Source organism: Oceanobacter sp. ABM4_470 (assembly GCF_056158645.1).
The window spans coordinates 3,561,101-3,585,432 of the sequence record NZ_JBSWTR010000001.1 but is presented as its reverse complement, the minus strand read 5'-3'; the positions used below and the strand labels follow the sequence as shown (position 1 = coordinate 3,585,432).

19 protein-coding genes are annotated in these 24,332 nt (G+C 56.6%); 7 read left to right on the top strand and 12 right to left on the bottom strand.

Translation table 11 applies throughout. The features are described 5' to 3' along the window. The first annotated feature begins 59 nt into the window (after positions 1-59). Complete coding sequence (gyrB, locus tag ACXADJ_RS15820; protein WP_475067693.1) at positions 60-2,477, top strand: DNA topoisomerase (ATP-hydrolyzing) subunit B; 2,418 nt, start codon at positions 60-62, stop codon at positions 2,475-2,477. Between the two features lie 298 nt (positions 2,478-2,775). Further along, on the top strand, positions 2,776-3,966 hold the full coding sequence (fabV, locus tag ACXADJ_RS15815; RefSeq protein ID WP_475067691.1) for an enoyl-ACP reductase FabV: 1,191 nt from the start codon (positions 2,776-2,778) through the stop codon (positions 3,964-3,966). 603 nt (positions 3,967-4,569) lie between these two features. Here the strand turns inward: fabV and ACXADJ_RS15810 are convergent. Beyond that, the gene (locus ACXADJ_RS15810) at positions 4,570-5,094 is read right to left on the bottom strand and encodes an MOSC domain-containing protein (protein ID WP_475067688.1); all 525 of its coding nucleotides are present in this window, start codon (positions 5,092-5,094) and stop codon (positions 4,570-4,572) included. A gap of 166 nt (positions 5,095-5,260) precedes the next feature. Here ACXADJ_RS15810 and ACXADJ_RS15805 point away from each other — a divergent pair, with 166 nt between their 5' ends. Together ACXADJ_RS15805 and ACXADJ_RS15800 are read left to right on the top strand one after the other, a co-directional pair. After that, a complete protein-coding gene (locus tag ACXADJ_RS15805) occupies positions 5,261-6,580 on the top strand; it encodes a Na+/H+ antiporter family protein (protein WP_028292097.1) in 1,320 nt (439 codons plus the stop codon). A gap of 305 nt (positions 6,581-6,885) precedes the next feature. Beyond that, positions 6,886-7,167, top strand: coding sequence for a hypothetical protein (locus ACXADJ_RS15800; RefSeq protein WP_475067683.1), 282 nt, complete (start codon positions 6,886-6,888; stop codon positions 7,165-7,167). 77 nt (positions 7,168-7,244) lie between these two features. On the opposite strand, the gene ACXADJ_RS15795 is transcribed toward ACXADJ_RS15800, so the two are convergent. The 5 genes from ACXADJ_RS15795 to norR form a co-directional block, all read right to left on the bottom strand. Beyond that, on the bottom strand, positions 7,245-8,066 hold the full coding sequence (locus ACXADJ_RS15795; RefSeq protein ID WP_475067680.1) for a lysophospholipid acyltransferase family protein: 822 nt from the start codon (positions 8,064-8,066) through the stop codon (positions 7,245-7,247). A 156-nt stretch (positions 8,067-8,222) separates the two neighbouring features. Next, positions 8,223-8,777, bottom strand: coding sequence for a D-glycero-beta-D-manno-heptose 1,7-bisphosphate 7-phosphatase (gmhB, locus tag ACXADJ_RS15790; protein ID WP_475067677.1), 555 nt, complete (start codon positions 8,775-8,777; stop codon positions 8,223-8,225). A 72-nt stretch (positions 8,778-8,849) separates the two neighbouring features. Next, positions 8,850-10,928: a glycine--tRNA ligase subunit beta gene (glyS, locus tag ACXADJ_RS15785; RefSeq protein WP_475067675.1), complete on the bottom strand. Its 2,079-nt coding sequence runs from the start codon at positions 10,926-10,928 to the stop codon at positions 8,850-8,852. Continuing rightward, positions 10,928-11,902 carry a glycine--tRNA ligase subunit alpha gene (gene glyQ / locus ACXADJ_RS15780; protein WP_475068211.1) on the bottom strand — a complete coding sequence of 325 codons (975 nt, stop codon included), beginning with the start codon at positions 11,900-11,902 and terminating at the stop codon, positions 10,928-10,930. The genes glyS and glyQ overlap by 1 nt, the downstream gene beginning before the upstream one ends. 174 nt (positions 11,903-12,076) lie before the next feature. Next, positions 12,077-13,729, bottom strand: a complete 1,653-nt coding sequence (gene norR, locus ACXADJ_RS15775) for a nitric oxide reductase transcriptional regulator NorR (RefSeq protein ID WP_475067673.1) — start codon at positions 13,727-13,729, stop codon at positions 12,077-12,079. A gap of 153 nt (positions 13,730-13,882) precedes the next feature. On the opposite strand from norR, the gene ACXADJ_RS15770 reads away from it, so the two are divergent. Next, positions 13,883-14,179 carry a hypothetical protein gene (locus ACXADJ_RS15770; RefSeq protein ID WP_475067671.1) on the top strand — a complete coding sequence of 99 codons (297 nt, stop codon included), beginning with the start codon at positions 13,883-13,885 and terminating at the stop codon, positions 14,177-14,179. An 81-nt stretch (positions 14,180-14,260) separates the two neighbouring features. Next, a complete protein-coding gene (hmpA, locus tag ACXADJ_RS15765) occupies positions 14,261-15,448 on the top strand; it encodes an NO-inducible flavohemoprotein (RefSeq protein WP_475067669.1) in 1,188 nt (395 codons plus the stop codon). 198 nt (positions 15,449-15,646) lie between these two features. Here the strand turns inward: hmpA and ACXADJ_RS15760 are convergent, their stop codons facing one another. Then, positions 15,647-16,288 carry a sensor histidine kinase gene (locus ACXADJ_RS15760; protein WP_028292120.1) on the bottom strand — a complete coding sequence of 214 codons (642 nt, stop codon included), beginning with the start codon at positions 16,286-16,288 and terminating at the stop codon, positions 15,647-15,649. Beyond that, on the bottom strand, positions 16,285-17,931 hold the full coding sequence (locus ACXADJ_RS15755) for a response regulator (RefSeq protein WP_475067666.1): 1,647 nt from the start codon (positions 17,929-17,931) through the stop codon (positions 16,285-16,287). The genes ACXADJ_RS15760 and ACXADJ_RS15755 overlap by 4 nt, the downstream gene beginning before the upstream one ends. 161 nt (positions 17,932-18,092) lie before the next feature. Here ACXADJ_RS15755 and ACXADJ_RS15750 point away from each other — a divergent pair, with 161 nt between their 5' ends. Next, positions 18,093-19,004: a lysophospholipid acyltransferase family protein gene (locus tag ACXADJ_RS15750; protein ID WP_475067664.1), complete on the top strand. Its 912-nt coding sequence runs from the start codon at positions 18,093-18,095 to the stop codon at positions 19,002-19,004. A gap of 80 nt (positions 19,005-19,084) precedes the next feature. On the opposite strand, the gene ACXADJ_RS15745 is transcribed toward ACXADJ_RS15750, so the two are convergent. The 4 genes from ACXADJ_RS15745 to fmt are packed head-to-tail and all read right to left on the bottom strand — an operon-like array spanning position 19,085 to position 24,317. Beyond that, positions 19,085-20,533: a TrkH family potassium uptake protein gene (locus ACXADJ_RS15745; RefSeq protein WP_475067661.1), complete on the bottom strand. Its 1,449-nt coding sequence runs from the start codon at positions 20,531-20,533 to the stop codon at positions 19,085-19,087. Positions 20,534-20,551: 18 nt separating this feature from the next. After that, positions 20,552-21,925 carry a Trk system potassium transporter TrkA gene (trkA, locus tag ACXADJ_RS15740; RefSeq protein ID WP_028292123.1) on the bottom strand — a complete coding sequence of 458 codons (1,374 nt, stop codon included), beginning with the start codon at positions 21,923-21,925 and terminating at the stop codon, positions 20,552-20,554. Further along, positions 21,922-23,364, bottom strand: a complete 1,443-nt coding sequence (gene rsmB, locus ACXADJ_RS15735) for a 16S rRNA (cytosine(967)-C(5))-methyltransferase RsmB (RefSeq protein ID WP_475067657.1) — start codon at positions 23,362-23,364, stop codon at positions 21,922-21,924. The genes trkA and rsmB overlap by 4 nt, the downstream gene beginning before the upstream one ends. After that, positions 23,361-24,317, bottom strand: a complete 957-nt coding sequence (fmt, locus tag ACXADJ_RS15730) for a methionyl-tRNA formyltransferase (protein WP_475067654.1) — start codon at positions 24,315-24,317, stop codon at positions 23,361-23,363. The genes rsmB and fmt overlap by 4 nt, the downstream gene beginning before the upstream one ends. Positions 24,318-24,332: the final 15 nt, after the last annotated feature.

Here is a 24,332-nt window from a genome sequence, read left to right as displayed (position 1 = left end):
GCCAGCCAGACGCGCCCCATTCAGGCGCGGCTGGCAGTTACGTTTAAGAGGAACACCGAATGAGTGAGCAGAGTTACGATTCGTCCAGTATTAAGGTACTGAAAGGTCTGGACGCCGTGCGCAAACGTCCAGGTATGTACATTGGTGATACTGACGATGGCACCGGTCTGCACCACATGGTGTTCGAGGTGGTCGACAACTCCATCGACGAAGCACTGGCTGGCCACTGTGATCAGGTGGACGTGGTGATCCATCAGGACAACTCGGTATCGGTATCCGATAACGGCCGTGGTATTCCAACCGAACTGCACCCGGAAGAGGGCGTATCTGCCGCTGAGGTGATTCTGACCGTCCTGCACGCCGGTGGTAAGTTCGACGATAACAGCTACAAGGTGTCCGGTGGTCTGCACGGCGTGGGTGTTTCTGTGGTAAACGCCCTGTCTGAAAAACTGAAGCTGACCATTCGTCGTGGTGGCAAGCTGTACGAGCAGGAATACACCCACGGTGTACCGGATTACCCGCTGAAAGAAGTCGGCGTATCTGAAACCTCCGGTACCGCTGTGACCTTCCTGCCGTCGAAAGAGACCTTCACCAAAACCGAATTCTCTTATGACTACCTGGCCAAGCGTCTGCGTGAGCTGTCGTTCCTGAACTCCGGTGTGCGCATTCACCTGAAAGACGAGCGTGTGGCCGACAAGGAAGACCTGTTTGAATTTGAAGGTGGTTTGGCGTCGTTTGTTAATTACCTGAACGAGGGTAAAACAGCGCTGAACGACGTCTTCCACTTCAACGCTGAACGTGAAGACGGTATTTCTGTTGAGGTGGCGATGCAGTGGAACGACACCTTCCAGGAAAGCATTCATTGCTACACCAATAACATTCCACAGCGTGACGGTGGTACCCACCTGGCTGGTTTCCGTGCGGCGCTGACTCGCTCCCTGAACACTTATATCACCCAGGAAGGTCTGGACAAGAAGAACAAGGTATCCACCACCGGTGACGACGCCCGTGAAGGCCTGACCGCCATTATCTCTGTGAAAGTACCTGATCCGAAGTTCAGCTCCCAGACCAAAGACAAGCTGGTATCTTCCGAAGTGAAGCCAGCGGTTGAGCAGGAAATGGGGCGCTTGTTCCAGGAATACCTGCTGGAAAACCCACAGACTGCCAAGGACCTGGTCGGCAAGATGATCGACGCCGCCCGTGCCCGTGAAGCAGCCCGTAAAGCCCGTGAAATGACCCGTCGTAAAGGCGCGTTGGACATCGCCGGTTTGCCAGGCAAGCTGGCTGACTGTCAGGAAAAAGATCCGGCACTTTCCGAAGTGTACCTGGTGGAGGGTGACTCGGCCGGCGGTTCCGCCAAACAGGGCCGAGACCGCCGTACCCAGGCGATCCTGCCATTGAAAGGTAAGATCCTTAACGTTGAAAAAGCCCGCTTCGACAAGATGCTGTCCTCTGCGGAAGTTGGCACCCTGATTACCGCGCTGGGCTGTGGTATTGGTCGTGAAGAGTTCAACCCGGACAAACTGCGCTACCACAGCATCATCATCATGACCGATGCGGACGTCGACGGTGCGCACATTCGTACGCTGCTGTTGACCTTCTTCTTCCGTCAAATGCCGGAAATCATCGAGCGTGGTCACGTGTTCATTGCCCAGCCTCCGCTGTACAAAATCAAGCGTGGCAAGCAGGAGCAGTACATCAAGGACGAGAACGCCCTTGAAGAGTACCTGACTCACGTGGCACTGGAAAAAGCTGCTCTGTACCCATCTGCCGACGTGCCAGCCATTACCGATCAGGCCTTTGCCGAGTTGGTGGCCGATTACCGCTCCGCACAGGAAACCATTCAGCGTCTGGCGAACCTGTACCCGGTAGCCGCTTTGCACGAAATGCTGAGCCTGCCTGTGGTGGAATCCAGCCAGCTGTCTGATGAAAGTGCTATGGAAGCCTGGGCCAAGCGCCTGGACGAAGCTCTGCCAGATGCAGGCCGCAGCGGCAGCCACTTCAACGTCAAGCATCAGCAAGACGGCGAGCGTGACGTTTACAACGTCAAGATCGAAGTGGTGACCCACGGTCTGGCCCGTGAGTACATTCTTGACAAGGAATTCTTCGAAGGCTCTGGCTACCGCAAGCTGGCCGCCATGAGCAAGAAGCTGTCTGACACGCTGGAAGAAGATGCCTACATCCAGCGTGGCGAACGCGTCTTCCCGATCAAGGACTTCTGGGATGCCGTGCAGTGGTTGCTGGGCGAAGCCAAGCGCGGCTTTACTATTCAGCGCTACAAAGGTCTGGGCGAGATGAACCCGGAACAGTTGTGGGAAACCACCATGGACCCGAACACTCGTCGCATGCTGCAAGTAGGTATCGAAGACGCCATTGGTGCCGACAAGATGTTCACCACACTGATGGGCGACGAAGTAGAGCCGCGTCGTGCCTTCATTGAGTCCAACGCGTTGAACGTAGCGAACCTGGATTTCTGATCCGCTTATAGCTGTATTGAAAAGCCCTTGCCGGTTGAACCGCCAAGGGCTTTTTTGTGTCTGTTGTTCACTCCTGGAATGGGCTCTGTTCCTGCTCTGATGGGTGCACAAAACACAGAACAAAACAGCATGGTGTTCCACGTGAAACACCTCAAGTCCGTTCAACAGTCCATGTCCTCAAGATGGGCTGGCAAGCAAGGGCTGGGCAGTTACAATAACCGCCACTAAACATTGGCCGTCGTGTATGGAAACCCGCTGCGACGTGCTGTTACCGAATACATGCCGACAGGAATGATCCATGATTATCAAACCACGCGTTCGCGGTTTTATGTGCGTAACCACACACCCAACGGGTTGTGAAGCCAACGTCAAAGAGCAAATCGACTTCATCAAAGCACAGGGCAGCATCGACATGCCAAAGCGTGTGCTGGTGATCGGTTCCTCCACTGGCTACGGTCTGGCTGCTCGTATCGCTGCTGCGTTCGGTGCGGGTGCATCCACCCTGGGCGTGTTCTTCGAAAAAGAAGGCACTGAGAAAAAGCCGGGCACGGCTGGCTGGTACAACAGCGCTGCCTTCCACAAGTTCGCTGAAGCTGAAGGCCTGTACGCCAAGAGCATCAACGGCGATGCCTTCACCGACGAGCTGAAGCAAAAAGCCATCGACACCATCAAGGAAGACATGGGTCAGGTGGATCTGGTGATCTACTCTCTGGCGGCTCCTCGTCGTACTCACCCTAAAACCGGCGTGGTATACAACAGCACCCTGAAGCCAATCGGCAAAGACGTGACCCTGCTGGGCATCAATACCGATAAGGAAGAAATTCAGGAATTCACCCTGACTGCGGCGTCTGACGAAGACATCAGCAACACCGTTGCCGTTATGGGTGGCGAAGACTGGCAGATGTGGATGGACGCTCTGGACGAAGCCGGTGTATTGGCTGACGGCGCCAAGACCTCTGCCTTCACCTACCTGGGCGATGACGTGACTCGCGACATCTACTGGGGTGGCACCATTGGTCAGGCCAAACAGGATCTGGACAAGAAGGTTCTGGACATCCGTTCCAAGCTGGCCGAGAAGGGCGGTGACGCACGCGTCGCCGTACTGAAAGCCGTTGTGACCCAAGCGTCCTCCGCTATTCCAATCATGCCGCTGTACCTGTCCCTGCTGTTCAAGGTGATGAAGGAAGAAGGCACACACGAAGGCTGTATCGAACAGCTGTACCGTCTGTACAGCGAATGCCTGTACAGTGACAGCCCACGCCTGGACGAAGAAGGGCGTGCCCGTGTTGACGAACTGGAACTGAAGCCAGAAGTACAGAAAGCCGTGGAAGCTGCGTGGGACAAAATCACCACTGACACCATCAGCACCGACACCGACTTTGCAGGCTACAAAGCAGAATTCCTGCGCCTGTTCGGCTTTGGTATTGACGGCGTAGACTACGATGCCGACGTGAACCCGGTAGTTGAAATCAAAGGCCTGGTGGACTAATACCACCGCTTTGATACCTGCTTGAGTGTTTCACGTGGAACGTTTTAGATCTCGGTTGTGCGTTATTGGGTAGGAGGGAATTTATTCCCGAAGCCTATTATCGAGTGAGAAACTTCCAGTTCCACGTGGAACACATCGATACCACTTAAATGCCAGCTCATTAAGCTGGCGTTTTTGTTTCCGGGTTTGGGTTCGTCGTGGGAGGAGAGCGAGAGCGTTTGCTGTATGAGCGAACCGGGACGTGCAGTTTTATTTGCGAACAAACAGCCACGTTCCACGTGGAACATCTCTGAATCCATCATATGGCGCCGCGTGAGTAAGATTTGTCGGTCTGATAAAGACGCGAAGCAGCTGCCATCAGACAGTTGCTGCTTAGGAGTACCACCTTCGGCATTGACTGTTTGTAGGAGCGAATTCATTCGCGAATAGAGATTTAGGTGTTCCACGTGGAACAAGGAAACCAGCAGGGCAGTTGTTGATACATTACGCCTTCGGCTAATACATCCAACGGCCGACATCCGACATCGCGAATAAGACTGCGCGTCCCGATTCGCTCCTACAGCGTCCGGCTTCCGACGTCTAGCCACCACAGCATCCAGCCCTCTAAAACAACCCCAGCTGTTCCTCTGGCTTCTCCAGTACTGGGACCACCGCATCTCCAACCTGAATATCACCGCTTTGAATTACCTTGGCGCAGAGTCCGCCGTGCATCAGCATGGCGACGGTACCGCCGGGGCCGAGGGCTTCTTCCATACGGCTGCATGGATGGCATTGGGCGGTGAGTTCAAAGAGGGCGTCGCCGATTTGAATCTTCTGGTGTCGCAGGGCTTGCAGGTTGATACCGCTGACCACCAGATTGCGACGTAGCAGCGCCGGATCGATGTGGTCCCGTTGCAGCAGGTGGGCAATCACGTCGATGTGCTCGGCCATGATCAGTGTTACCTGACGGGCGGAGCCCGGTGTGCCTTCGCAGCGTCTGTCGCCCGTTAGGCCCAGTTCTTTCACTGCGCGGGTGTGCTCTACCACCTGTACAGCACCACGACGTTCGGTGCGTAAACCTATCCATTGCAGCCGCCCGGGCTGGATGGTGGGCAGGTAGCGGGAAAACAGTTTTTGGGTAGCGCTCATGGGCGATTTTCCTGTTTTGCAGTGGCGTAGCCAAAGAACAACGTGAAGATTGCGACAGTCGGATGTTAGCAAGTTTCAGTTGTGTTAACTTCCGCGCCTTTTCTTAATTCCTCTTCCGGGCAGCGCCCTGCTGTCTGAACCCATTAACGTCTGGAGACTCTGCTGAATGAACGCTGTTGTCGTGGCCGTGGTACTGATGCTGGTACTGAGCCTGGCCCGAATGCATGTAATGCTGTCGATGATTGTAGCCGCCTTTGTGGGCGGTCTGGTTGGCGGCCTGTCGATCAACGATACCCTTAATGCCTTTAACGATGGCATTGGTGGCGGTGCAGGCATTGCCCTGAGCTACGCCATGCTGGGTGTATTTGCCGTCGCGATTTCGCTGTCGGGCTTGCCGCAATTGCTGGCGGATTCGATGCTGAAAAAAGTCGGTGTGCAGAACGAAAGCGGTAGCCAGTGGCTGGCTCAAGGCCTGCTGGCGATGTTGCTGGTTGCAGCGGTGTGTTCGCAGAACCTGGTACCAATTCATATCGCCTTTATTCCGATTTTGGTGCCGCCACTGCTGATGGTGATGGCCAAGTTGAAGCTGGATCGCCGTTTGATTGCCTGTGTGCTGACCTTCGGTCTGATCACCCCGTATATGTTCCTGCCCGTGGGCTTTGGTGCCATTTACCTGGACAAGATCCTGTTGGGTCAGGTGGCTGCGGCAGGCCTGGACGTTGAAGGTGTATCGGTAGTGGAAGCCATGGCCTTGCCAGCAGCAGGCATGTTGTTCGGTTTGCTGGTGGCGGGCTTTGTCAGCTACCGCAAGCCACGTGAATACAGCCTGGAAAAAATCGACGCGGCCGAAAATGGCCAGCGCGAGTACAACGCAAAGTCCTTATGGGTTGCGGGTGTTGCTATCGTTGCGGCGTTTGCCATTCAGCTGATTACCGATTCCATGGTGCTGGGCGCGATGGCCGGTTTCCTGTTGTTCTCGGCCACTGGTGTGATCCGCTGGAACGAGTCCGAAGGGGTGATTCTGGACGGCATCAAGATGATGGCTTCGATTGGTTTCATCATGATTGCCGCTAACGGTTTCTCTGAAGTGCTGAAAACCACTGGCCACATCGACCTGCTGGTGAACGGAGCTGCGGACTTCCTGGGCGACAACAAGGCGCTGACGTCCTTCTTGCTGTTGCTGGTGGGCTTGTTGCTGACCATGGGCATCGGTTCGTCGTTCTCGACCATTCCGATCATTGCCGCCATCTACGTGCCGCTGTGCATGGCCATGGGCTTCAGCCCGTTGGCGATTGTGGCCCTGATTGGCACCGCCGGTGCGCTGGGCGATGCCGGTTCTCCGGCCTCGGATTCCACCCTCGGCCCAACCGCGGGTCTGAACGCCGACGGCCAGCACAACCACATGCGTGACACCGTGATCCCGACCTTCCTGCACTTCAACCTGCCGTTGCTGGCCGCTGGCTGGCTGGCGACTATGGTGTTGTAATCGGGTGCTGTAACCAGAAAATGTGAGGCAACAATATGGCTGCCTCCGTTGTTCTTTCTCCGTTGCTTTTTGTCTACGGACACAAAAAACCTCCTCTTCTAACGAAGGGGAGGTTTTTTCATTTTTGAGGGAGCTCCGTTATTGTCGGGACCATTACTGCCGTGATTACGGCAAAACTGTGATCCAGAGCCCATCACGGCAGCAGTCACCCAAATGGGTGAAGTTTCAATTCTTCGCTTTGTTTTTACTGTGGTTGTGGGCGGCGTTTGGCCGTCACATTCCATAAGACACAAAGGGATATTGATATGAAAAAGTTACTTTGCTTCACTGGTCTGATACTGGCGATGCCTGCCATGGCCGAAAAAGATTGTACTGCCGCCCAATGGGCGGCGGCTGATGATGCCTGTTCGGTTTATGGCATGGGGTCTGCGAAGAGCTGTACTGTAGCGACCAACCGCCAGATCTATGCAACCTGCCACAAGAGTGACAATAACGAGGCGTTTGCGGTGCCGGATACGTTTTTGCTGGAGGAAGCGCCGCACGATATGGAGAGCGATTTGGGATCGGAAAAGCGTACTCAGCCTTAAGCAAAATAGAGTTACAAAAAAACCTCCACTTCTAACGAAGCGGAGGTTTTTTCGTTTCTGTTGAAGGGGCGGCTGAATCAGAAACGCTTGCCGCTGGTTGCTGCTTCAACGTATTCGCCGGTGAATGGCACTTCGGAAATACGCTCAACGGTTTCGTTGATCCAGGCTTCGTTTTTGGCGTTCAGTTCGGCGGTGGTCATGCCGGCGGATTCAAACGGTTCGCTGAACACCACTTTGATAACACCGGGGGACTTCACCCAATGGGTGTTAGGCCAGTGATCACCGCTGTTGTGGGCCACCATAACCACCGGAGCGCCGCTTTTGCTGGCCAGCATGGCACCGCCTTTGGAAAACACCTTGCGCTTGCCTGACGGGATTCTGGAGCCTTCCGGGAACACCAATACATGCACACCGGCGTTGAGCCGCTCAGAGCCTTGCTGCACTACCTGTTTGAGGGCGTTGGCTTTCTTCGAGCGGTCGATAAAGATCGGTCGGATCATCCACAGCGCCCAGCCAAACAGTGGCAAATACGCCAGCTCTTTCTTCACCACCTGCACGTGCGGGTAGATGAGGGTGGGCAGCATAAAGGTTTCCCAGGTGCTCTGGTGCTTGCTCAGAATCACGTGGCCACGACCATCGCGAGGAATGTTCTCGGCACCTTCCACTTCGCAGCGAATGCCTGCAATCCAACGCAGGCCGAACATGCACATGCGGCAGTAGATGCCCATGATCCAGAAGTTACGGGCCTTCAGTGGCAGCAGCATGCCAATCAGCATGGAAGGGACAAACCAGAAGATGGTAACCAGCGCCAGCCAGATGTAGAACAGCACGCTTCTCAGCTTGTGGCTGAACGGTTGGGATGCCGCGTTTTCAATCGCCGTTTGGCTGGTATTGCTCATAAATCCTGCACAGGCCTGTGTGATGAAACGTTCAGGTGCGTTTATACCATTGCCTGAAAGTTTTGATTGTTACGTCATTTCCTATGACTGTTTCCGGCAGGGAACCGGAACGCCAGTTATGACAGTACCCGAAAGCCCTTTGGCTTCCAATAGCACTTAGTGAGCACCGTCCAGCAGGAAGCGGGTGAACGCCGCCAGATCGTCGAATACCGGCGTTTCGAACAGCTGTTCGTGAGCGGCCAGCTTGGGCTCGGACTTGGCACCTTTACCGGTTCGCACCAGTGCGACCTTACAACCGGCCGCTGCACCTGCTTCCAGATCACGAATCGAGTCGCCAATCATCCACGCGCCTTCGGCGGAAGTGTCTAACGCCTGCTCAATCTGGTGAATCAGACCCGGCAACGGCTTGCGGCAATCGCAGTGATCATCCGGACCGTGTGGGCAAAACGCAATATGAGCAAATTCGCCACCTTCGGCAGCGGCCAGCGTGGTCATTTTCGTATGCATGGCCTCGAGGTCAGACGGCTGAAAATAGCCACGTGCCAGACCACTCTGGTTGGTCGCAATCGCTACCTGAAAACCGGCTTTGCAGAGCTTGCCGACCGCAGCGGCACTGCCTGCCAGCGCAATCCACTCATCAACGGATTTTACATAGGCATCGGAGTCTTCATTAAGAACGCCGTCGCGGTCGAGGATGATGAGTTTGTTCATCAGATTTTCTCGTATGAAAAACGTAAAAAAGGGAAGCAGAGCTTCCCTTTGATCTGTCGGCTGGCAGGTGCGTTAGCCCTGCAGCAAACCGATGTCGGCAATACCAACAAACATGCTGCGCAGCTGCTTCAGCAGTGCCAGACGGTTGGTTTTCACGGCTTCGTCGTCGGCCATCACCATGACGTTGTCGAAGAAGGCGTCAACCACGTTGCGCAGCTGGGCCAGTGCGTTCAGAGCGCCCTGGTAGTCGCCTTTGATCAGCAGTGGGCCAGTCAGGTCGGCGAGGCCGGTCATTTGTTCGAACAGCGCTTTTTCTTCGGCTTGCTGGAACAGGGCTGCGTCAACGGCTGCGGTTACCTTGTCACCCTCATTCTTGGCCAGAATGTTGGATACACGCTTGTTAGCGGCAGCCAATGCCTGAGCAGATTCCAGCTGGTAGAAGGCGTGTACGGCTTTCACACGACGGTCGATATCCAGTGGCTTGGTAACACCCAGTGCGCGTACGGACTGGAAGACCTCGGCCGGGATGTTTTCGTCGCTGTACCAGGCCTGGAAGCGATCCAGCATGTACTCAACCAGCGTGGCTTTGGTTTCAGCTTTCAGTTCAGCAGACCAGTTGTTGTCCAGCGCCCAGTCGATCAGTTCGTTCAGGTCCAGATCAATCTGCTTTTCAACCAGAATACGCAGCACACCCAAAGAGGCACGACGCAGGGCGTACGGGTCTTTGGAGCCGGTAGGAATCTGGCCAATACCAAACAGACCTGCCAGGGAATCCAGACGGTCGGCCAGTGCAATGGCGGTACCGGTGGCGCTGGCTGGCAGTTCGTCACCAGCGAAGGCTGGCATGTACTGTTCAATAATGGACTGGGCGACTTCGGCGTTTTCACCGTCGTTTTCGGCGTAGTACTTACCGGCCAGACCTTGCAGGTCGGTAAATTCGAACACCATCTGGGAAACCAGATCGTTCTTGCACAGCTTGGCGGCGCGTTCTACCAGTGCAGCGTCACCACCGGTGGCGGTAGCGATTTTCTGACCCAGGGTAGAGATACGACGAGCCTTGTCGGCAATAGAGCCCAGCGCGTTCACCCAAACGACGTTTTCGAGTTTCTCGAAGCGGCTTTCCAGAGTCTGCTTGCGGTCGGTATCCCAGAAGAACTTGGCGTCAGCCAGACGAGGGCGAATCACCTTTTCGTTACCGGCAATCACCTGAGCCGGATCTTTCGACTCGATGTTGGAGACGGTAATGAAGTTGTTCAGCAGGGTGCCGTCTTTCATCACGTGGAAGTATTTCTGGTGTTCTTTCATGGAAGACACCAGCGCTTCCGCAGGAACCGTCAGGAATTCTTCTTCGAAGGAACCTGCCAGTGCTACCGGCCATTCGTTCAGCGCGGTTACTTCTTCCAGTAAGTCGTCGCCGACGATGGCTTCGCCACCCAGCTTTTCACCTTCGGCAGCCACCTGCTTGGCGATCAGCTCGGAACGTTCTTCGAAGCTGGCCATCACGTACACGGAACGCATGGTTTCACGGTAGCTGGCCGGTGAGTCAATGCTCACTTCGGCTGGCGCGTGGAAGCGGTGACCACGGGACTGACGACCGGCTTTCAGGCCCATCACTTCGGCGTCGACAACGTCGTTGCCAAACAGCATCACCAGCCACTGTACCGGACGCACGAATTCAACGCGGGAAGCACCCCAGCGCATGCGCTTTGGAATTGGCAGTTTGTCGAGGCTGTTCTGAACCATGTCGGCCAGCAGCTCAACGGTGTTCTTGCCGGCGATAGTGCGCTGAATCATCAGCTTGCCAGCGTTCTTGCCTTCGGAAGCGGGTGCTTCTTGCAGGTCGGCGGCTTCAACGCCAGCGCGCTGGGCAAAGCCCAGAGCGGCTTTGGTCAGGTTGCCATCGGCGTCGTAGGCGATCTTGGCTGGTGGGCCAAACAGGGTCTCTTCCTGATCGGCTTGCTTGTCGGCCAGATCGGCAATGCGCACGGCCATGCGGCGTGGCGCAGCAAATACTTCGATGTTGCCGAAGCTCAGGCCAGCGTCTTTCAGACCGTTTTCGATACCGCCAGCAAAGGCGTTGGTGAGGGACTTCAGTGCCATTGGTGGCAGTTCTTCAGTACCCAGTTCAACCAGAAAATCTTGAGTTGCCATTATTTACCCTCCTGCTTGGCCGCTTCTTTCTCGGCCTTCTTGCGCGCTTTTTCGGCTTCCTTCTCTTTGTCGGCCTGCCACTTGGCAAGGATTTCCTCACGGATGCCTTCTTCGGCCAGTGGGAAGCCCTTCTCGGCACGGCTGTCGTAGTAGCAATGCGCTACCGCACGAGCCAGGGTGCGCACACGCAGGATGTAACCCTGACGCTCGGTAACCGAGATAGCACCGCGAGCATCCAGCAGGTTAAAGGTATGAGAGGCTTTCAGGGTCTGTTCGTAGGCTGGCAGCGGCAGATTGGCTTCAACCAGCTTGTTGCAGTCTTTTTCGTACTGGTCGAAGGCCTGGAACAGGAAATCGACATCAGCGTATTCGAAGTTGTAGGTGGACTGCTCCACTTCGTTCTGGTGGAACACGTCGCCGTAGGTGACCGGCTTGCCATCCGGGCCGTAGGTCCAGACCAGGTCGTAAACGGAGTCTACTTCCTGCAGGTACATGGCAATACGTTCCAGACCGTAGGTGATTTCACCCATGACAGGGAAGCATTCCAGGCCGCCAGCTTGCTGGAAGTAGGTGAACTGGGTCACTTCCATACCGTTCAGCCACACTTCCCAACCCAGACCCCAGGCACCCAGTGTCGGGGATTCCCAGTTGTCTTCTACGAAGCGGATGTCGTGCACCAGAGTGTCGACGCCCAACGCATTCAGCGAGCCAAGGTACAGCTCCTGAAAGTTGGATGGCGACGGCTTCATCACTACCTGAAACTGGTAGTAATGCTGCAAACGGTTGGGGTTTTCGCCGTAACGACCGTCGGTTGGGCGACGGCTTGGCTGAACGTAGGCAGAGTTCCAGGTCTCCGGGCCAACCGCGCGCAGGAAGGTGTGTACATGGAACGTACCGGCGCCGACTTCAAGATCGAGTGGTTGGTTAATCACACAGCCCTGATCGGACCAGTACTCTTGCAGGGCGGCAATCATGCCCTGAAAGGTTTTGACGTTATGGCGACTCTGGCTCACAGCTTCTACCCCTGGGGTTTGGAATGGCGGTTGTCCGTAATAACCGCGAAAAAACAAAGGCGGCGATTATAGCAGGGCAGGCGCGGGTTCACAGGGGCAATTGGCTGGGGCTCTGTGGTTCGTCAGGCGGTTTGTTTATTCCGGTGGCTGTGCCTGCACCGAGCGTTGGACATGAATGCCCAAGCGTTTGGCCAGTCTGCTGAGGTTGGCGCGGTCCAGTTGTAGCTGACGGGCCGCCGCCGCCCAGTTGCCCTGATGCTGTTCCAACGCTTCCATAATCAACCGTCGTTGCAGTTGTTCGGTGGCATCACGCAGGCTCATTGTTGCGTTTGCTTCAGCCATATAGGGAGTATTGGCTGTGGTTGCAACTGCACTTGTAGCGGTCGTTGTAGCTGTCGTTATAGTAGTAAAAGACGCGCTTACTGGCACAGCGGGCTCATCCAGAAGAGTGCCAAGGTCTGTACGTTCGATGTCGATTACGCCGTTGCTGCCATTGCGCTGCGAGCGGCTGCGGGCACGCAGGGATGCGCGGTCAATGAGGTGCTCCAGCTCGCGTACATTGCCCGGCCAGTTGTAGTGCAGCATGGCTTGAATGGCATCGGGCTGTATGCGGAGGTTGCGAATTCCCAGCTTGCGGCGACTGCGTTCGGTGAAAAAACCGGCCAGCAGGGCGATGTCACTGCCGCGCTCTCGCAGAGGGGGAACCTGAATCGGGTACACGCTCAGGCGGTGATACAGGTCGGCCCTGAAACGATTGTCGCGCACTTCATCGGCCAGATTGCGATTGGTGGCGGCAATCACGCGTACATCGACGGTTCTTGGCGTGTCTTCTCCCAGCGTCTGGATTTCACCGCTTTGCAGGGCTCTCAGCAGCTTGCTTTGCAGCGCCAGAGGCAGTTCACCAATTTCATCCAGAAACAGTGTGCCACCATCGGCCAGCAGGAATTTGCCGGTGCGGTTCTGGGTGGCTCCGGTGAATGCGCCGCGCACGTGGCCGAACAATTCGCTTTCGATCAGGTTTTCGGGCAAGGCGGCGCAGTTGATGTACACCAGCGGACCCTCGTGGCGACGGGATTGCTGGTGGATGGACTGGGCGACCAGTTCCTTGCCGGTGCCGGTTTCGCCCAGGATCAGCACTGTGAGGTCGGATTGCGCTACGGTCTGGATGTCGGTTTTCAGCTGCTGAATCGGCAGGCTCTGGCCAATGATGTCGACCTGTTGCTGGTGAGGCAGAGGGCGCGTCAGTTCGTTCACTAATGCTTCGGCACGGGCGGAATTGCGTTCCAGCAGTGCCAGGGTCAGCGCCGTGTTGAGACTGGCGGCTGCCATGGCGGCAATGATTTCCAGAGTACGTTCAGGGATGTCGTCAAATTCCCCGGGAGTCAGGCTATCGAGTGTAAGAACACCGATAAGGGTGTCTTCAAACATCAGCGGCAGCCCCATGCAGGCATGAATGGGCAGGTCTTGATCGTCGGTTAGCAGTAAGCCGTCATAGGGGTCCGGCAGCTCGCAGTCGGCGGCAAAACGCAGGGCGTTGTGGCTACGACAGATGTGCTGAAAACGTGGGTGGCTGTCGATCTCGAAGCGGCGACCCAAGCTGTCGGGAGTCAGGCCTTGCTGTGCCAGTGCTTTCAGCAGGTCCCCTTGTTTGGCCAGTAACACCACCGCGTCACAGGGAATGGCTTGCCGTACTGTTGCCAGCAGGCGTTCGAAACGATCGTTGCTCGATAAGCTACGGCTCAGGTCCAGTGCCAGTTCGATCAGCGCATTGATGGATATGTGAGTCAATTTGACACCCTGAAGTCGTTTTAACATTTTGTCAGTGTAGTCCAAATGACTCTATTTGGCTCGGTGTGATTCTAACTTATTGTTTTTATTGGATTTTGTTGGCTGGCACGGAAGTCGCTAAAGCCAGAGAAGATACTGAGCCAGGAGCGTGTTATGTGGTCTTCTCTTCATTTCTCATCTCTTCACCCCTCCTCCTCGCAGGCGCTGCCTGCAGAGCTGATTGGGTACCAGCAGCTGTTCGTTGCGGGCAACTGGGCGATGTTGCTGGGGCTGCTGATGACACTGCTATCGGTCGTGTTCAGCTACACCCTGGCGGAGCAGTTTTCGTTGCTGCTGCAAGGGCTGTTTCACATCAGTACCTTGCTGTGGGCCACGCTGATCAAGTTCGGCTTCATCATGCGTTTTGTTGCCGAAAACAAACGTAACCAGTGGCTGCGTCAGCAAGCCTGAGCCGGTATCCCGCTTTTGAATCCCGGGGTCTCTGGCTGGCATGTTGCTGGCCGGGATCTTCTCTCTGAAGGAGTTACTTCCATGTTGTCCCAACGTCAAATTGATGTGGTTAAAAGTACCATTCCACTGCTGCAGTCGGCCGGAACGGCGATTACCGAGCACTTTTATCAGCGTATGTTTCGCCATAACCCCGAACTGCAAGACATTTTCAATATGTCGAACCAGCACAGTGGGCGTCAGGCCATGGCGCTGTTTTCTTCGATAGCGGCCTATGCCACATACATCGAGGAGCCGAGCCAGCTGGTTGCTCTGGTTGAGCGCATTGCCAACAAACACGCCAGCCTCAACATTCAACCGTCGCAGTACGCCATTGTCGGGGGCCATCTGATCGAAACCTTGCGCGAACTGGCGGGAGAAGCCTTCACCCCAGAGGTTGAGGATGCCTGGACGGCGGCATACGGTGTGCTGGCGAGCATCTTTATTGAGCGCGAAGCGCAAATCTATCAGTCCAATGAAGCAGCTGAGGGCGGCTGGCGGGGACGTCGTCGCTTTCGACTGGCCGAGAAAACACCGGAATCAGAGTTGGTTTGCAGCTTTCGGTTTGTGCCGGTGGATGGTGGCCCGGTGGCGCGTTATCAGCCCGGCCAGTATCTGGGTATTGAAGTTCAGCCCAATGAAAATGGTTACAAGGAGATTCGTCAGTACTCACTATCAGATGCCTGGGGGGTCGATAGCTACCGCATTTCGGTGAAACGCGAAGGGACTGACCAGCCTGGAATGGTGTCGCACTACCTGCATGATCAGCTACAAGTGGGTGACGAGGTTGAGCTGTTTGCCCCAGTGGGAGATTTCTGGCTGCAGCCTGCTGATAACCCGGTGGTACTGGTCTCTGCTGGTGTTGGGGTAACCCCGATGATGGCAATGCTGGAAACCCTCTACGCTGAGCAATCCCGGCGTGAAGTGGTCTGGCTGCATGCCTGTGAGCGGCAGCAGCAACACAGCTTTCGTGAGCGGTTGGTGCAGTTGAATGAGCAGCGGCCGTTTACTCAAATCAGTTGGTATCGGGAAGGGGATGAAGTCGCAGAGCAGCTGCGCAGCGGCACCATGGCGCTGGCAGGGGAGGCGGAACAGTTACCGCTGGCCGATGGTGATTTTTATCTCTGTGGTCCGGTCGGTTTTATGGCGGCGATCAAGCGCCAGTTGTTGGCGTTGGGAGTGAGTCCACAGCGTATTCACTACGAGGTGTTTGGGCCTCACGCGGATCTGTGACCGACGTACGAGTGGTGTGAGAGAGGTTTGAGGATGGCGTGTCTGTTGTGTGCTGTTATTGTCGAATTACGGTATGCAGCGGATCACAACACCACACTCCCTCAATGCCATAAGCTCATATTTCTACATCCCCACAAACTCATCGCTTTGAACCCGGGTGCCCTTGGCACTCGGGATAATTGCGACGCCTGATTTATCTCAGTAGTGAGGTATGTGAATACTTACTTCAGCTCCGCCTTTAGGCAGATTGCTGCAGCTGATTTTGCCGACTTGTTCGCCAAATTTATGGTGGCGGGCAATCTCGCCAACCAGATACAGCCCCAATCCACTACCACCCACTTTGGTGGTGATGGTGTCGCCATTCAGCACGCTTTGGTCGAAGCCGTGGCCGTTGTCTTCCACCCGGATGATCAGCCAGGCGTTGTCGATGGTGGCGGTCAGGCGCAGGGCGGTGGCTCCGGCCTGGGCGCTGTTGGTCATCAGGGTGATCAACGCCATGTGCAGCAGGTCGTCGTTGTAGAAGCCTTGCAGTTCTTCGCTGATGTCGTTGGTGAACTTGATGTTCGGAAACTGGATCTGGATGGAGGCGATGGCGTCCAGCACGGTGTCGTGGGGCCAGGCGTCGTCCAGCGGGTAGTCGCGTTCCTTTTCCATACGGAACAGGGTCATCATCTGCAAGGTGTCGTTTTGCAGGCGGTTGGTGTTTTGCAGCACCGGTTTGAGCACGTGATGATAGCGTTCAGGAATCTGGCTGAGGGCCTCCTGTTCGCAGGCCAGCAGGGTACTGAGCTGGTTTTTCAGGTCGTGGATAACAGCCCCGACCATGTAATCAAATTTCATGTTGCTGGCTCCTGGAGCAAGCGTGTGAAGTTGGCTTTGAGTGTTTCGAGCCGCTGGTAGCGGTCGTCGTTCTCGCCAAGCATGCCGATGCGCTTGAACAGCGGGCGGCATTCGCGCAGCAGTTGCTGGCGTTGTTCGCTGCTGCAACCGGGCTGCTTGATCATGCTGACGCGTACCTGAATGGCATTCAGTATCACACTGATGCCGGCTTCGGGGTAGGCGCAGGCCATGTCAAATGACTGCCGGGCGCTTTCCAGTTCGCCACGCTCGTAAAAGCCAATGCCTTCGGCATTGATGCGGTCGCTGTTTTGGCGAATCTCGGCTTCGTCGAGCAAACTCATTTGCTCTTCCATGCGCTGGCGCTGGGCCGGGGTCAGTTGCATGCCGTCGATGGTGCGCAGCAAGTCGTTGGCTTTGACGTGCTGGCCACACTGGATCATGGTGGACGTCAGTGACAGCGCATCCTCAACCGGTGCAGCTTCCATTTCCTTGAACATCAGCTCGGCCATGTTCAGCGCGTGATTGGATTTCTCCGGCTGCTTCATGGCATGGCAGATGCGGGCTTCAGCGAGAAGACCGGCATATTGTATCGCGCTTTTGTTGTTGAAGTCCGTCTGCAATTCCGCCAAAGCACGCTGAACTTTTTGACCCAGGCGGCGATGAGCGACGGAATCATCCATCAGCAGCGGGTGGGCACAGTCGGCCAGATTCAGGTAGGCGTCGATGTTCTTATGGCACGAGTTACGCCCCAGTCGCACGGCCTGGTCAAAGGCATTGGCGGCTACTTCCCAGTCTTCGTTTTGCATCGCCAGTTGGCCCAGCTCGCGCTGTCGCAACACCGCCTTGGGCGAAATACTGACCGCTTGCTCCAGCAGCTGTTGGGCCTTCTGGCGATCTTCCATGCTGAGGTAAATGCGTGCCATCCAGTCGTAGCATTGCACGTAGCGGGGTTGGCGGCGGAGGGTTTCTTTCAGCAACGCCAAGGCACTGAGCGAATCGCCCAGCCGGTGCATGCAAATAGCCTGTCCCAGTCGTGCCCATGAGCGGTAATGGTCGTTCAGCACCATCGAATACACCCGGATGGCGTTGTTGTATTCCTTGTGCAATATGTACAGCGGGCCGATATGGCGAATGATGGCGGGCATGAATTGCGGCTGGCGTTCAATCAGCTTGTTGCCCAGCTCAATGGCCTTCATGGTGCGGTCGCCATCAATGGCTTGCAGCATATCCTGCATGATGTTCTTGGTGTTGATGATGCGTTTCAGTCGCTGGGCCAGAATCTGTGGCGTAATGGGTTTGGTCAGGTAGGCATCGGGCTCGTATTCCAGCGCCCCCATCACCATGTCCGAGGCGTTTTCGCCGGTAACCATAATGAAAATAGAGGTGGCTTTCAGGCGTTTGGTGTAACGGGCCTCTTCCAGAATCTGCTGGCCGTCCTTGCCCTTGCCGAGGTTGTAGTCCGAGATCACCAGATCGTAATCCCTGGCCTGTATTCTGGCTATAGCATCATCGCCGTCGGTGGCGGTGTCGATCTTTTCGCCGCCCAATTGCACCAGCATGCGCTTGATGGCACTGCGCGATTCCACCATGTCATCGATGACCAGAATCTGCTTCTGGCCCAGTTGTTGAGCTGCTGTTGTCATGGAAACCCCTGCGTTTACTGCCATTCAGTGTAGACCAGCCACGCCAGCTGCTCTGAAAAACCGCAGCCCCATGCAGGCGCCCGGCCAGCATAGGTGAACGCAGACTTGTCAGGCGCTGTCGAAGCCGTACACTTCCGAGCCTGCTGGACCAACACCGAGATATGAACGTGGAAGCGATTTCCGGAAAACTGACCATCGGCCTGATCAAGGCCATGGGCTTGCTACCGCTTGCTGCGGCGCAAGGGCTGGGCCGTTTGATTGGCCATGGCATGTACTGGCGTCGGACCCGGGCCCGCGAAGTGGCGCGGGTAAACCTTGGCTTGTGCTATCCCGACCTGACCGACGCCGAGCGCGAACAGCGGCTGAAGCAGGTGTGCCTTCACAGTGGCATTGTGGGGGCTGAAATGGGCGGTTTCTGGGGCAAGGGGCAGCAGGCAGCGTTGAAGTACATCAAGCAGGTGCACAACAAGGAGCTGCTGGACGAAGCGATGGCCGATGAGCGTGGTTTGCTGATTTTGGCACCGCACCAGGGCAACTGGGAGCTGATCAACTACTACCTGAGTTCGCTGTTGGAACTGACGGTGATGTTCAAACCGGCCAAGAACCCGGTGTTCGATCAGTGGATGCGCGATCGTCGTGAATCCTCCGGTGCAAAGCTGGTTCCGACCACGCCGGCCGGCGTCAAAGCGCTGTTTCGTACCCTGCAAAAAGGCGGTGTGGCGGGATTCCTGCCCGATCAGGAGCCGGAAGTACGCAGTGGGGTGTTTGTTCCTTTTATGGGCGTCTCCACTCTGACTCCACGGATGCCGTTTGAATTATTGCAGCGCACCAAGGCTCAGGCGCTGTTTGCCTACACCGTACGACGTCCGAACGCCGATGGTTTTGACCTGTACTTTATGAAGCCGGATGACGGTATTTACAGCGATAACGCCGACGAGGCCTGCGCGGCCATGAACCGCTCGGTGGCGGCGGTAGCCGCCGCGGCACCAGAGCAATATCAGTGGACCTACAAGCGCTTCAAGCGTCAGCCTGACGGCGGCAAGAACCCCTACAAAGCTGCGGGTGTGCCGTAACGCTCGGGCCTTCAAGCACAAAAAAGCAGCCGATTGGCTGCTTTTTTATTGGCTTCGCTCTAGCGCGAGCAAGGAGCAAATCAACCGCGCCAGAACGCTGGCGTGATCAGTACCAGCAAGGTGAAAATCTCCAGTCGTCCCAGCAGCATGGTAAGCGCACAAATCCACTTGGCGGCGTCGCTGATGCTGCCGTAGTTGGCCGCCACTTCGCCCAGGCCTGGGCCAAGGTTGTTGAGGCAGGCACCCACTGCGGAGAACGCCGTTACGTGATCCAGACCGGTGGCCAGCAAGGCAATCATCATCACCATGTAGGTAATCACATAGAGGGCGAAGAACCCCCAGACGGCTTCCAGTACCCGCTCTGATACCGGGTCACGACCAATCTTCACCGGAATTACCGCATTGGGGTGAATCAGGCGTTTGATCTCACGGGAACCCTGCTTGAAGATCAGCAGCACCCGGATCACCTTCATGCCGCCGCCAGTGGAGCTGGCGCAGCCACCAATAAAGGCCATCATAAACAGCAGCACTGGCAGGAAGATGGGCCAGGTAGAGAAGTCGGCAGTACCAAAGCCGGTGGTGGTGGCCACCGATACGGTTTCAAAAATGCCGTAGCGAACGGATTCCGCCAGCCCGTAGGTGTCGGTCAGCCACAGTGCCGGAATGGTCAGGGCAATGCCGCCGCCCATCACGGTGAGGAAGAATTTCAGCTCGGCATCGCGGAAATAATGCAGGAACGAGTGGTAGCGCAGGGCGAAGAAATGCAGCGCAAAGTTGAGCGATGAAATCAGCATAAACACCACCGCAATCATCTCGATGGTGGCGCTGTCGAAATAGCCGATGGAGGCATCGTGGGTCGAGAAGCCGCCAATCGCCACGGTGGCAAAGCTGTGGCCGATGGCATCAAAGGCGCTCATGCCGGCAAACCAGTAGGCCAGCGCGCAGGATATCGTCAGGCTCAGGTAGATGTACCACAGCGCCTTGGCGGTCTCGGTGATGCGTGGGGTCAGCTTGGAATCTTTCAGCGGCCCCGGGGTTTCGGCGCGGAACAGCTGCATGCCGCCAATGCCCAGCATCGGCAATACCGCCACCGCCAATACGATAATCCCCATACCGCCCAGCCATTGCAGCTGCTGGCGATACCAGAGAATGCTTTCTGGCAGGCTATCGAGGCCGGTCATGATGGTGGCACCGGTGGTGGTCCAGCCCGACAGTGACTCAAAAAAGGCGTCGGTAAAGCTCAGTCCCGGGCTTTCGGACAGCATAAACGGAATCGACCCCGACAGCGCCAGTACCATCCAGAACAGCACCGTGATGACAAAACCGTCGCGAGTACGCAGGTCGTGATGGGCCGAACGTACCGGCAGCCAGCAGACAAAACCAAAACCGAAGGTAATCAGCAGGGCGCTGGCGAAGGCCATCAGCGCGCCGTCGTTGAACCACATCGACACCAGTATGGGTGGCAACATGGTCAGGCTGAACAGCATCAGGAATATACCCAGTACCCGGGCAATAACTGATAAATGCATGAGTGGCCTCCCAGCCCGTCAGAAGAAGCCCAGACCGACCTGGAAGAGTTTCTCCACATCGGCGATGTGGCGTTTGTCGACCACGAACAGAATCACGTGGTCGTCGGATTCGACGACTACGTCGCCGGTGGCCATGATTACTTCGTCACCACGCACAATGGCACCAATGGTGGTGCCCGGTGGCAGCTGAATGTCCTTGATGGCACGACCAACCACTTTCGACGACATGGCATCGCCGTGGGCAACGGCCTCAATGGCCTCAGCCGCGCCGCGACGCAGGGAATGCACGTTTACCACGTCGCCACGACGAACGTGGGTCAGCAGCGAGCCAATGGTGGCGGTTTGCGGTGAAATAGCGATATCAATCGCGCCACCTTGCACCAGGTCGACATAGGCGGCCTTGTTGATCAGGGTCATCACCTTGCGGGCACCGGAACGCTTGGCCAGCAACGACGACATGATGTTGACCTCGTCGTCGTTGGTCAGCGCGCAGAACACGTCGGTGTTTTCGATGTTTTCTTCTTCCAGCAAGGCCTTGTCGGTGGCCGTGCCGCGCAACACCACCGCACGGTCGAGGTTCTCGCTGAGGTAGCGAGCCCGTTCCGGGTGGCGTTCCAGAATCTTGATGTTGAAGTCTTTTTCCAACGCCTTGGCAAGGCGGTAACCAATGTTACCGCCACCGGCAATAAAGATGCGCTTGTAGGAATCTTCGGCCCGACGCAGCTCCGACATCACCTTTTTGATGTGGGCCTTGGCCGCTACGAAGAACACTTCGTCATCGGCTTCAATCACGGTGTCGCCGGTCGGCTCAATCGCCTTGTTGCGACGGAACACCGCCGCCACTCGGGTATCAACATCGGGCAGGTGGCTCTTAAGCTGGTGGATCGCCTGTCCCACAAGCGGACCGCCGTAATAGGCTTTCACCGCCACCAGCTGTACGCGCTCGTCAGCGAAGTCGAGTACCTGCAAGGCCCCCGGATATTCAAGCAGACGGCGTATGTAAGTGGTTACTACCTGCTCAGGCGAGATCAATACGTCGATCGGAAAGGCATCGATCCGGAACAGGTCTTTTTGTTTCAGATACGCGCTGGAGCGAATACGGCTGATCTTGGTCGGGGTGCGGAACAAGGAGTACGCCACCTGACAGGCCACCATATTGGTTTCGTCAGAGTTGGTGACGGCCACCAGCATGTCGGCATCGTCGGCACCGGCTTCGCGCAGCACGTAGGGAAACGAGCCATGGCCGGAAACGGTTTTGATGTCGATGCGGTCTTGCAGCTCGCGCAGACGGCTCTGGTCGGTGTCGACCACAGTGATGTCGTTCTGCTCAACGGCCAGGTTCTCGGCCAGTGTGCCGCCTACCTGGCCGGCACCCAGAATAATGATCTTCATACGTGCTCCGCCTCTCCCTGAGACTGGGCTGGAGGTACGGCGTCCGTGTCAGCAACGGGCTTCTGCAACAGGGCGTAGTAGAAGCCGTCGGTGCCATCGGGCGTCGGGAAAAGTTGACGACCGGCATTACAGGCGCTTCCCCACGGCTTGTCCAGTGACAAAAGCGCTGGTTTGTTTACCAGATCGGCATGACGACTCAAAAAGGCTTCGATTTGCTCGCTGTTTTCCTGCGGCAATACCGAGCAGGTGGCGTACAGCAAACGGCCGCCAGGCTTCAGCATCGCCCAGCAGGCATCCAGAATGGCCGCTTGTACCTCGGCCAGCTGCTCAATGTCTTCACGACGGCGCAGCAGCTTGATGTCCGGGTGACGACGAATCACGCCGGTGGCCGAGCACGGCGCATCCAGCAAAATGGCGTCGAACGGTTCTCCGTCCCACCAGCTGGCGCTGTCGATTACATCGGCGCTGATCAGTTTGGCGTTCAGCTTCAGCCGTGCGAGGTTTTCTTCAACGCGGGTCATGCGTGAGGCTTCGAGGTCGACTGCCGTCAGGTCGATGTCGGCCAGCTCCAGCAAATGACAGCTTTTGCCACCCGGCGCACAGCAGGCATCGAGGACTTTTTCACCGTCTTGCGGGTTCAGCAGCTCGGCGGCCAACTGGGCGGCTTCGTCCTGCACGCTGAAGGCACCGTCGGCAAAGCCCGGCAGTTTGGTAATGTCACAGCGTTCGGCCAGATAAATGCCGTTGTCGCTGTGGTGCGCCAAACGCGCATCAATGTTGGCTTCGAACAGTTTGGCCAAATACTCGTCGCGGCTGTATTCGCGTTCGTTGACGCGCAGGCACAGGGGCGGCAGTTCGTTGTTGTTAGTCAGAATCTCAGGCCACTGCTCGGGCCAGCCCTTGGTGAGCATTTTCACCAGCCATTTCGGGTGGCTGGTGGTGGTTACCGGATTATTGGCGATGGCTTTGGTGAGCTCTTCCTGTTCGCGCAAATAGCGGCGCAGGCAAGCGTTCATCACCCCGCGGGCCTGCTCGTGACCCAGCTCGGACACGGCTTCAACGGTGGTGTGCACCGCCGCGTGGGCTTCTTTTTGCTGAACATCCAGCTGGTATAGACCAACAATCAACAACTGGTGCAGGATCGCCTGCTCGTTATTGAAGGAGTTGTTCAGCAGCATCTTGGCCAGCGCGTTGAGCCTGTGATGGTAGCGACAGCTGCCCAGAATCAGGTCGCGCAGAAAACCACGGTCTTCATCGGGGCATTGACGCTCGATGTCTGGCATCACGGTGTTGAGCGATGCGCCTTCTACCACCCGTTGCAGGGCGATGGCGGCCAGCGCCCGCACATTGTGGGATTGCAGGCGTTTGGCTTTCGCCCACGGGTCATTGCCGGGTTGGCCATGACCTTGTGGGGAAGCAGGGGAGTTGGAATCGCTCAAAGTTGACTGGCCAGCACGTAGTTAGGTTGGAAGAGAGTCGGCTGGCCATTGATGACGTCGGCGACGTTCATCGGCTTTTTGCCAGCCAACTGGATTTTGGTCAGACGCAGCACACCGTCGTTGCAGGCAACGTCGATGCCTTGCTTGCTGATAGCCAGAATCGTACCCGGGGTTTGCACCGTGGCTTTGGCATCGGCCAGAACCTCGGCCTGTAATACCTTGATGCGGTCGTTGCCCAGTACGGTGTAGGTCATCGGGAACGGGTTGAAGGCGCGCACTCGCAGGGCGATGTCTTCGGCGTTGTCGTCCCAGTGAATCAGCGCTTCTTCCTTGGTCAGCTTGTGGGCGTAGTTGGCCAGCGCGTCGTTTTGCACTTCCGGCTTCAGTTCGCCCGCTTCGACCTGCTTCAGGGTTTGCAGCAGCGCCGCTGGGCCCATGTCGGCCAGACGATCGTGCAGGCTGCCGCCGGTGTCGTCGGCGTTGATGCCGGTGGTCACCTTGCTGAGCATGTCGCCGGTATCGAGGCCAACGTCCATCTGCATGATGGTGATGCCGGTCATCTTGTCACCGGCTTCGATGCAACGCTGGATTGGAGCCGCACCGCGCCAGCGCGGCAAAATAGACGCGTGGACGTTGAGACAGCCGTGTTTCGGCGCATCCAGAATCACCTTCGGCAAAATCAGGCCGTAGGCCACCACAATCATGATATCGGCGTTAAGCGCTTGCAGCTGTTCAACGTCTTCAGCCTGCTTGAAGTTCAGCGGCTGGTAGACCGGCAAGTCGTGTTCCAGCGCGACTTTTTTAACCGGGCTGGGTTGCAGCTTCTTGCCACGGCCAGCCGGGCGATCCGGTTGGCTGTAGACAGCAATCACATTGTGCTCACTGGCGACCAGTGCTTGCAGGTGCTCGGCGGCAAAATCCGGGGTGCCGGCGAAAATAATGTTCAAAGCCATTCACGGTGCCTTGTA

Excerpts from the sequence above, each read along its gene's own strand:
- gyrB (WP_475067693.1), top strand. The coding sequence starts at position 60 with ATGAGTGAGCAGAGTTACGATTCGTCCAGTATTAAGGTACTGAAAGGT.
- fabV (WP_475067691.1), top strand. The coding sequence starts at position 2,776 with ATGATTATCAAACCACGCGTTCGCGGTTTTATGTGCGTAACCACACAC.
- ACXADJ_RS15810 (WP_475067688.1), bottom strand. The coding sequence starts at position 5,094 with ATGAGCGCTACCCAAAAACTGTTTTCCCGCTACCTGCCCACCATCCAG.
- ACXADJ_RS15805 (WP_028292097.1), top strand. The coding sequence starts at position 5,261 with ATGAACGCTGTTGTCGTGGCCGTGGTACTGATGCTGGTACTGAGCCTG.
- ACXADJ_RS15800 (WP_475067683.1), top strand. The coding sequence starts at position 6,886 with ATGAAAAAGTTACTTTGCTTCACTGGTCTGATACTGGCGATGCCTGCC.
- ACXADJ_RS15795 (WP_475067680.1), bottom strand. The coding sequence starts at position 8,066 with ATGAGCAATACCAGCCAAACGGCGATTGAAAACGCGGCATCCCAACCG.
- gmhB (WP_475067677.1), bottom strand. The coding sequence starts at position 8,777 with ATGAACAAACTCATCATCCTCGACCGCGACGGCGTTCTTAATGAAGAC.
- glyS (WP_475067675.1), bottom strand. The coding sequence starts at position 10,928 with ATGGCAACTCAAGATTTTCTGGTTGAACTGGGTACTGAAGAACTGCCA.
- glyQ (WP_475068211.1), bottom strand. The coding sequence starts at position 11,902 with ATGATTGCCGCCCTGCAAGAGTACTGGTCCGATCAGGGCTGTGTGATT.
- ACXADJ_RS15770 (WP_475067671.1), top strand. The coding sequence starts at position 13,883 with ATGTGGTCTTCTCTTCATTTCTCATCTCTTCACCCCTCCTCCTCGCAG.
- hmpA (WP_475067669.1), top strand. The coding sequence starts at position 14,261 with ATGTTGTCCCAACGTCAAATTGATGTGGTTAAAAGTACCATTCCACTG.
- ACXADJ_RS15760 (WP_028292120.1), bottom strand. The coding sequence starts at position 16,288 with ATGAAATTTGATTACATGGTCGGGGCTGTTATCCACGACCTGAAAAAC.
- ACXADJ_RS15755 (WP_475067666.1), bottom strand. The coding sequence starts at position 17,931 with ATGACAACAGCAGCTCAACAACTGGGCCAGAAGCAGATTCTGGTCATC.
- ACXADJ_RS15750 (WP_475067664.1), top strand. The coding sequence starts at position 18,093 with ATGAACGTGGAAGCGATTTCCGGAAAACTGACCATCGGCCTGATCAAG.
- ACXADJ_RS15745 (WP_475067661.1), bottom strand. The coding sequence starts at position 20,533 with ATGCATTTATCAGTTATTGCCCGGGTACTGGGTATATTCCTGATGCTG.
- trkA (WP_028292123.1), bottom strand. The coding sequence starts at position 21,925 with ATGAAGATCATTATTCTGGGTGCCGGCCAGGTAGGCGGCACACTGGCC.
- fmt (WP_475067654.1), bottom strand. The coding sequence starts at position 24,317 with ATGGCTTTGAACATTATTTTCGCCGGCACCCCGGATTTTGCCGCCGAG.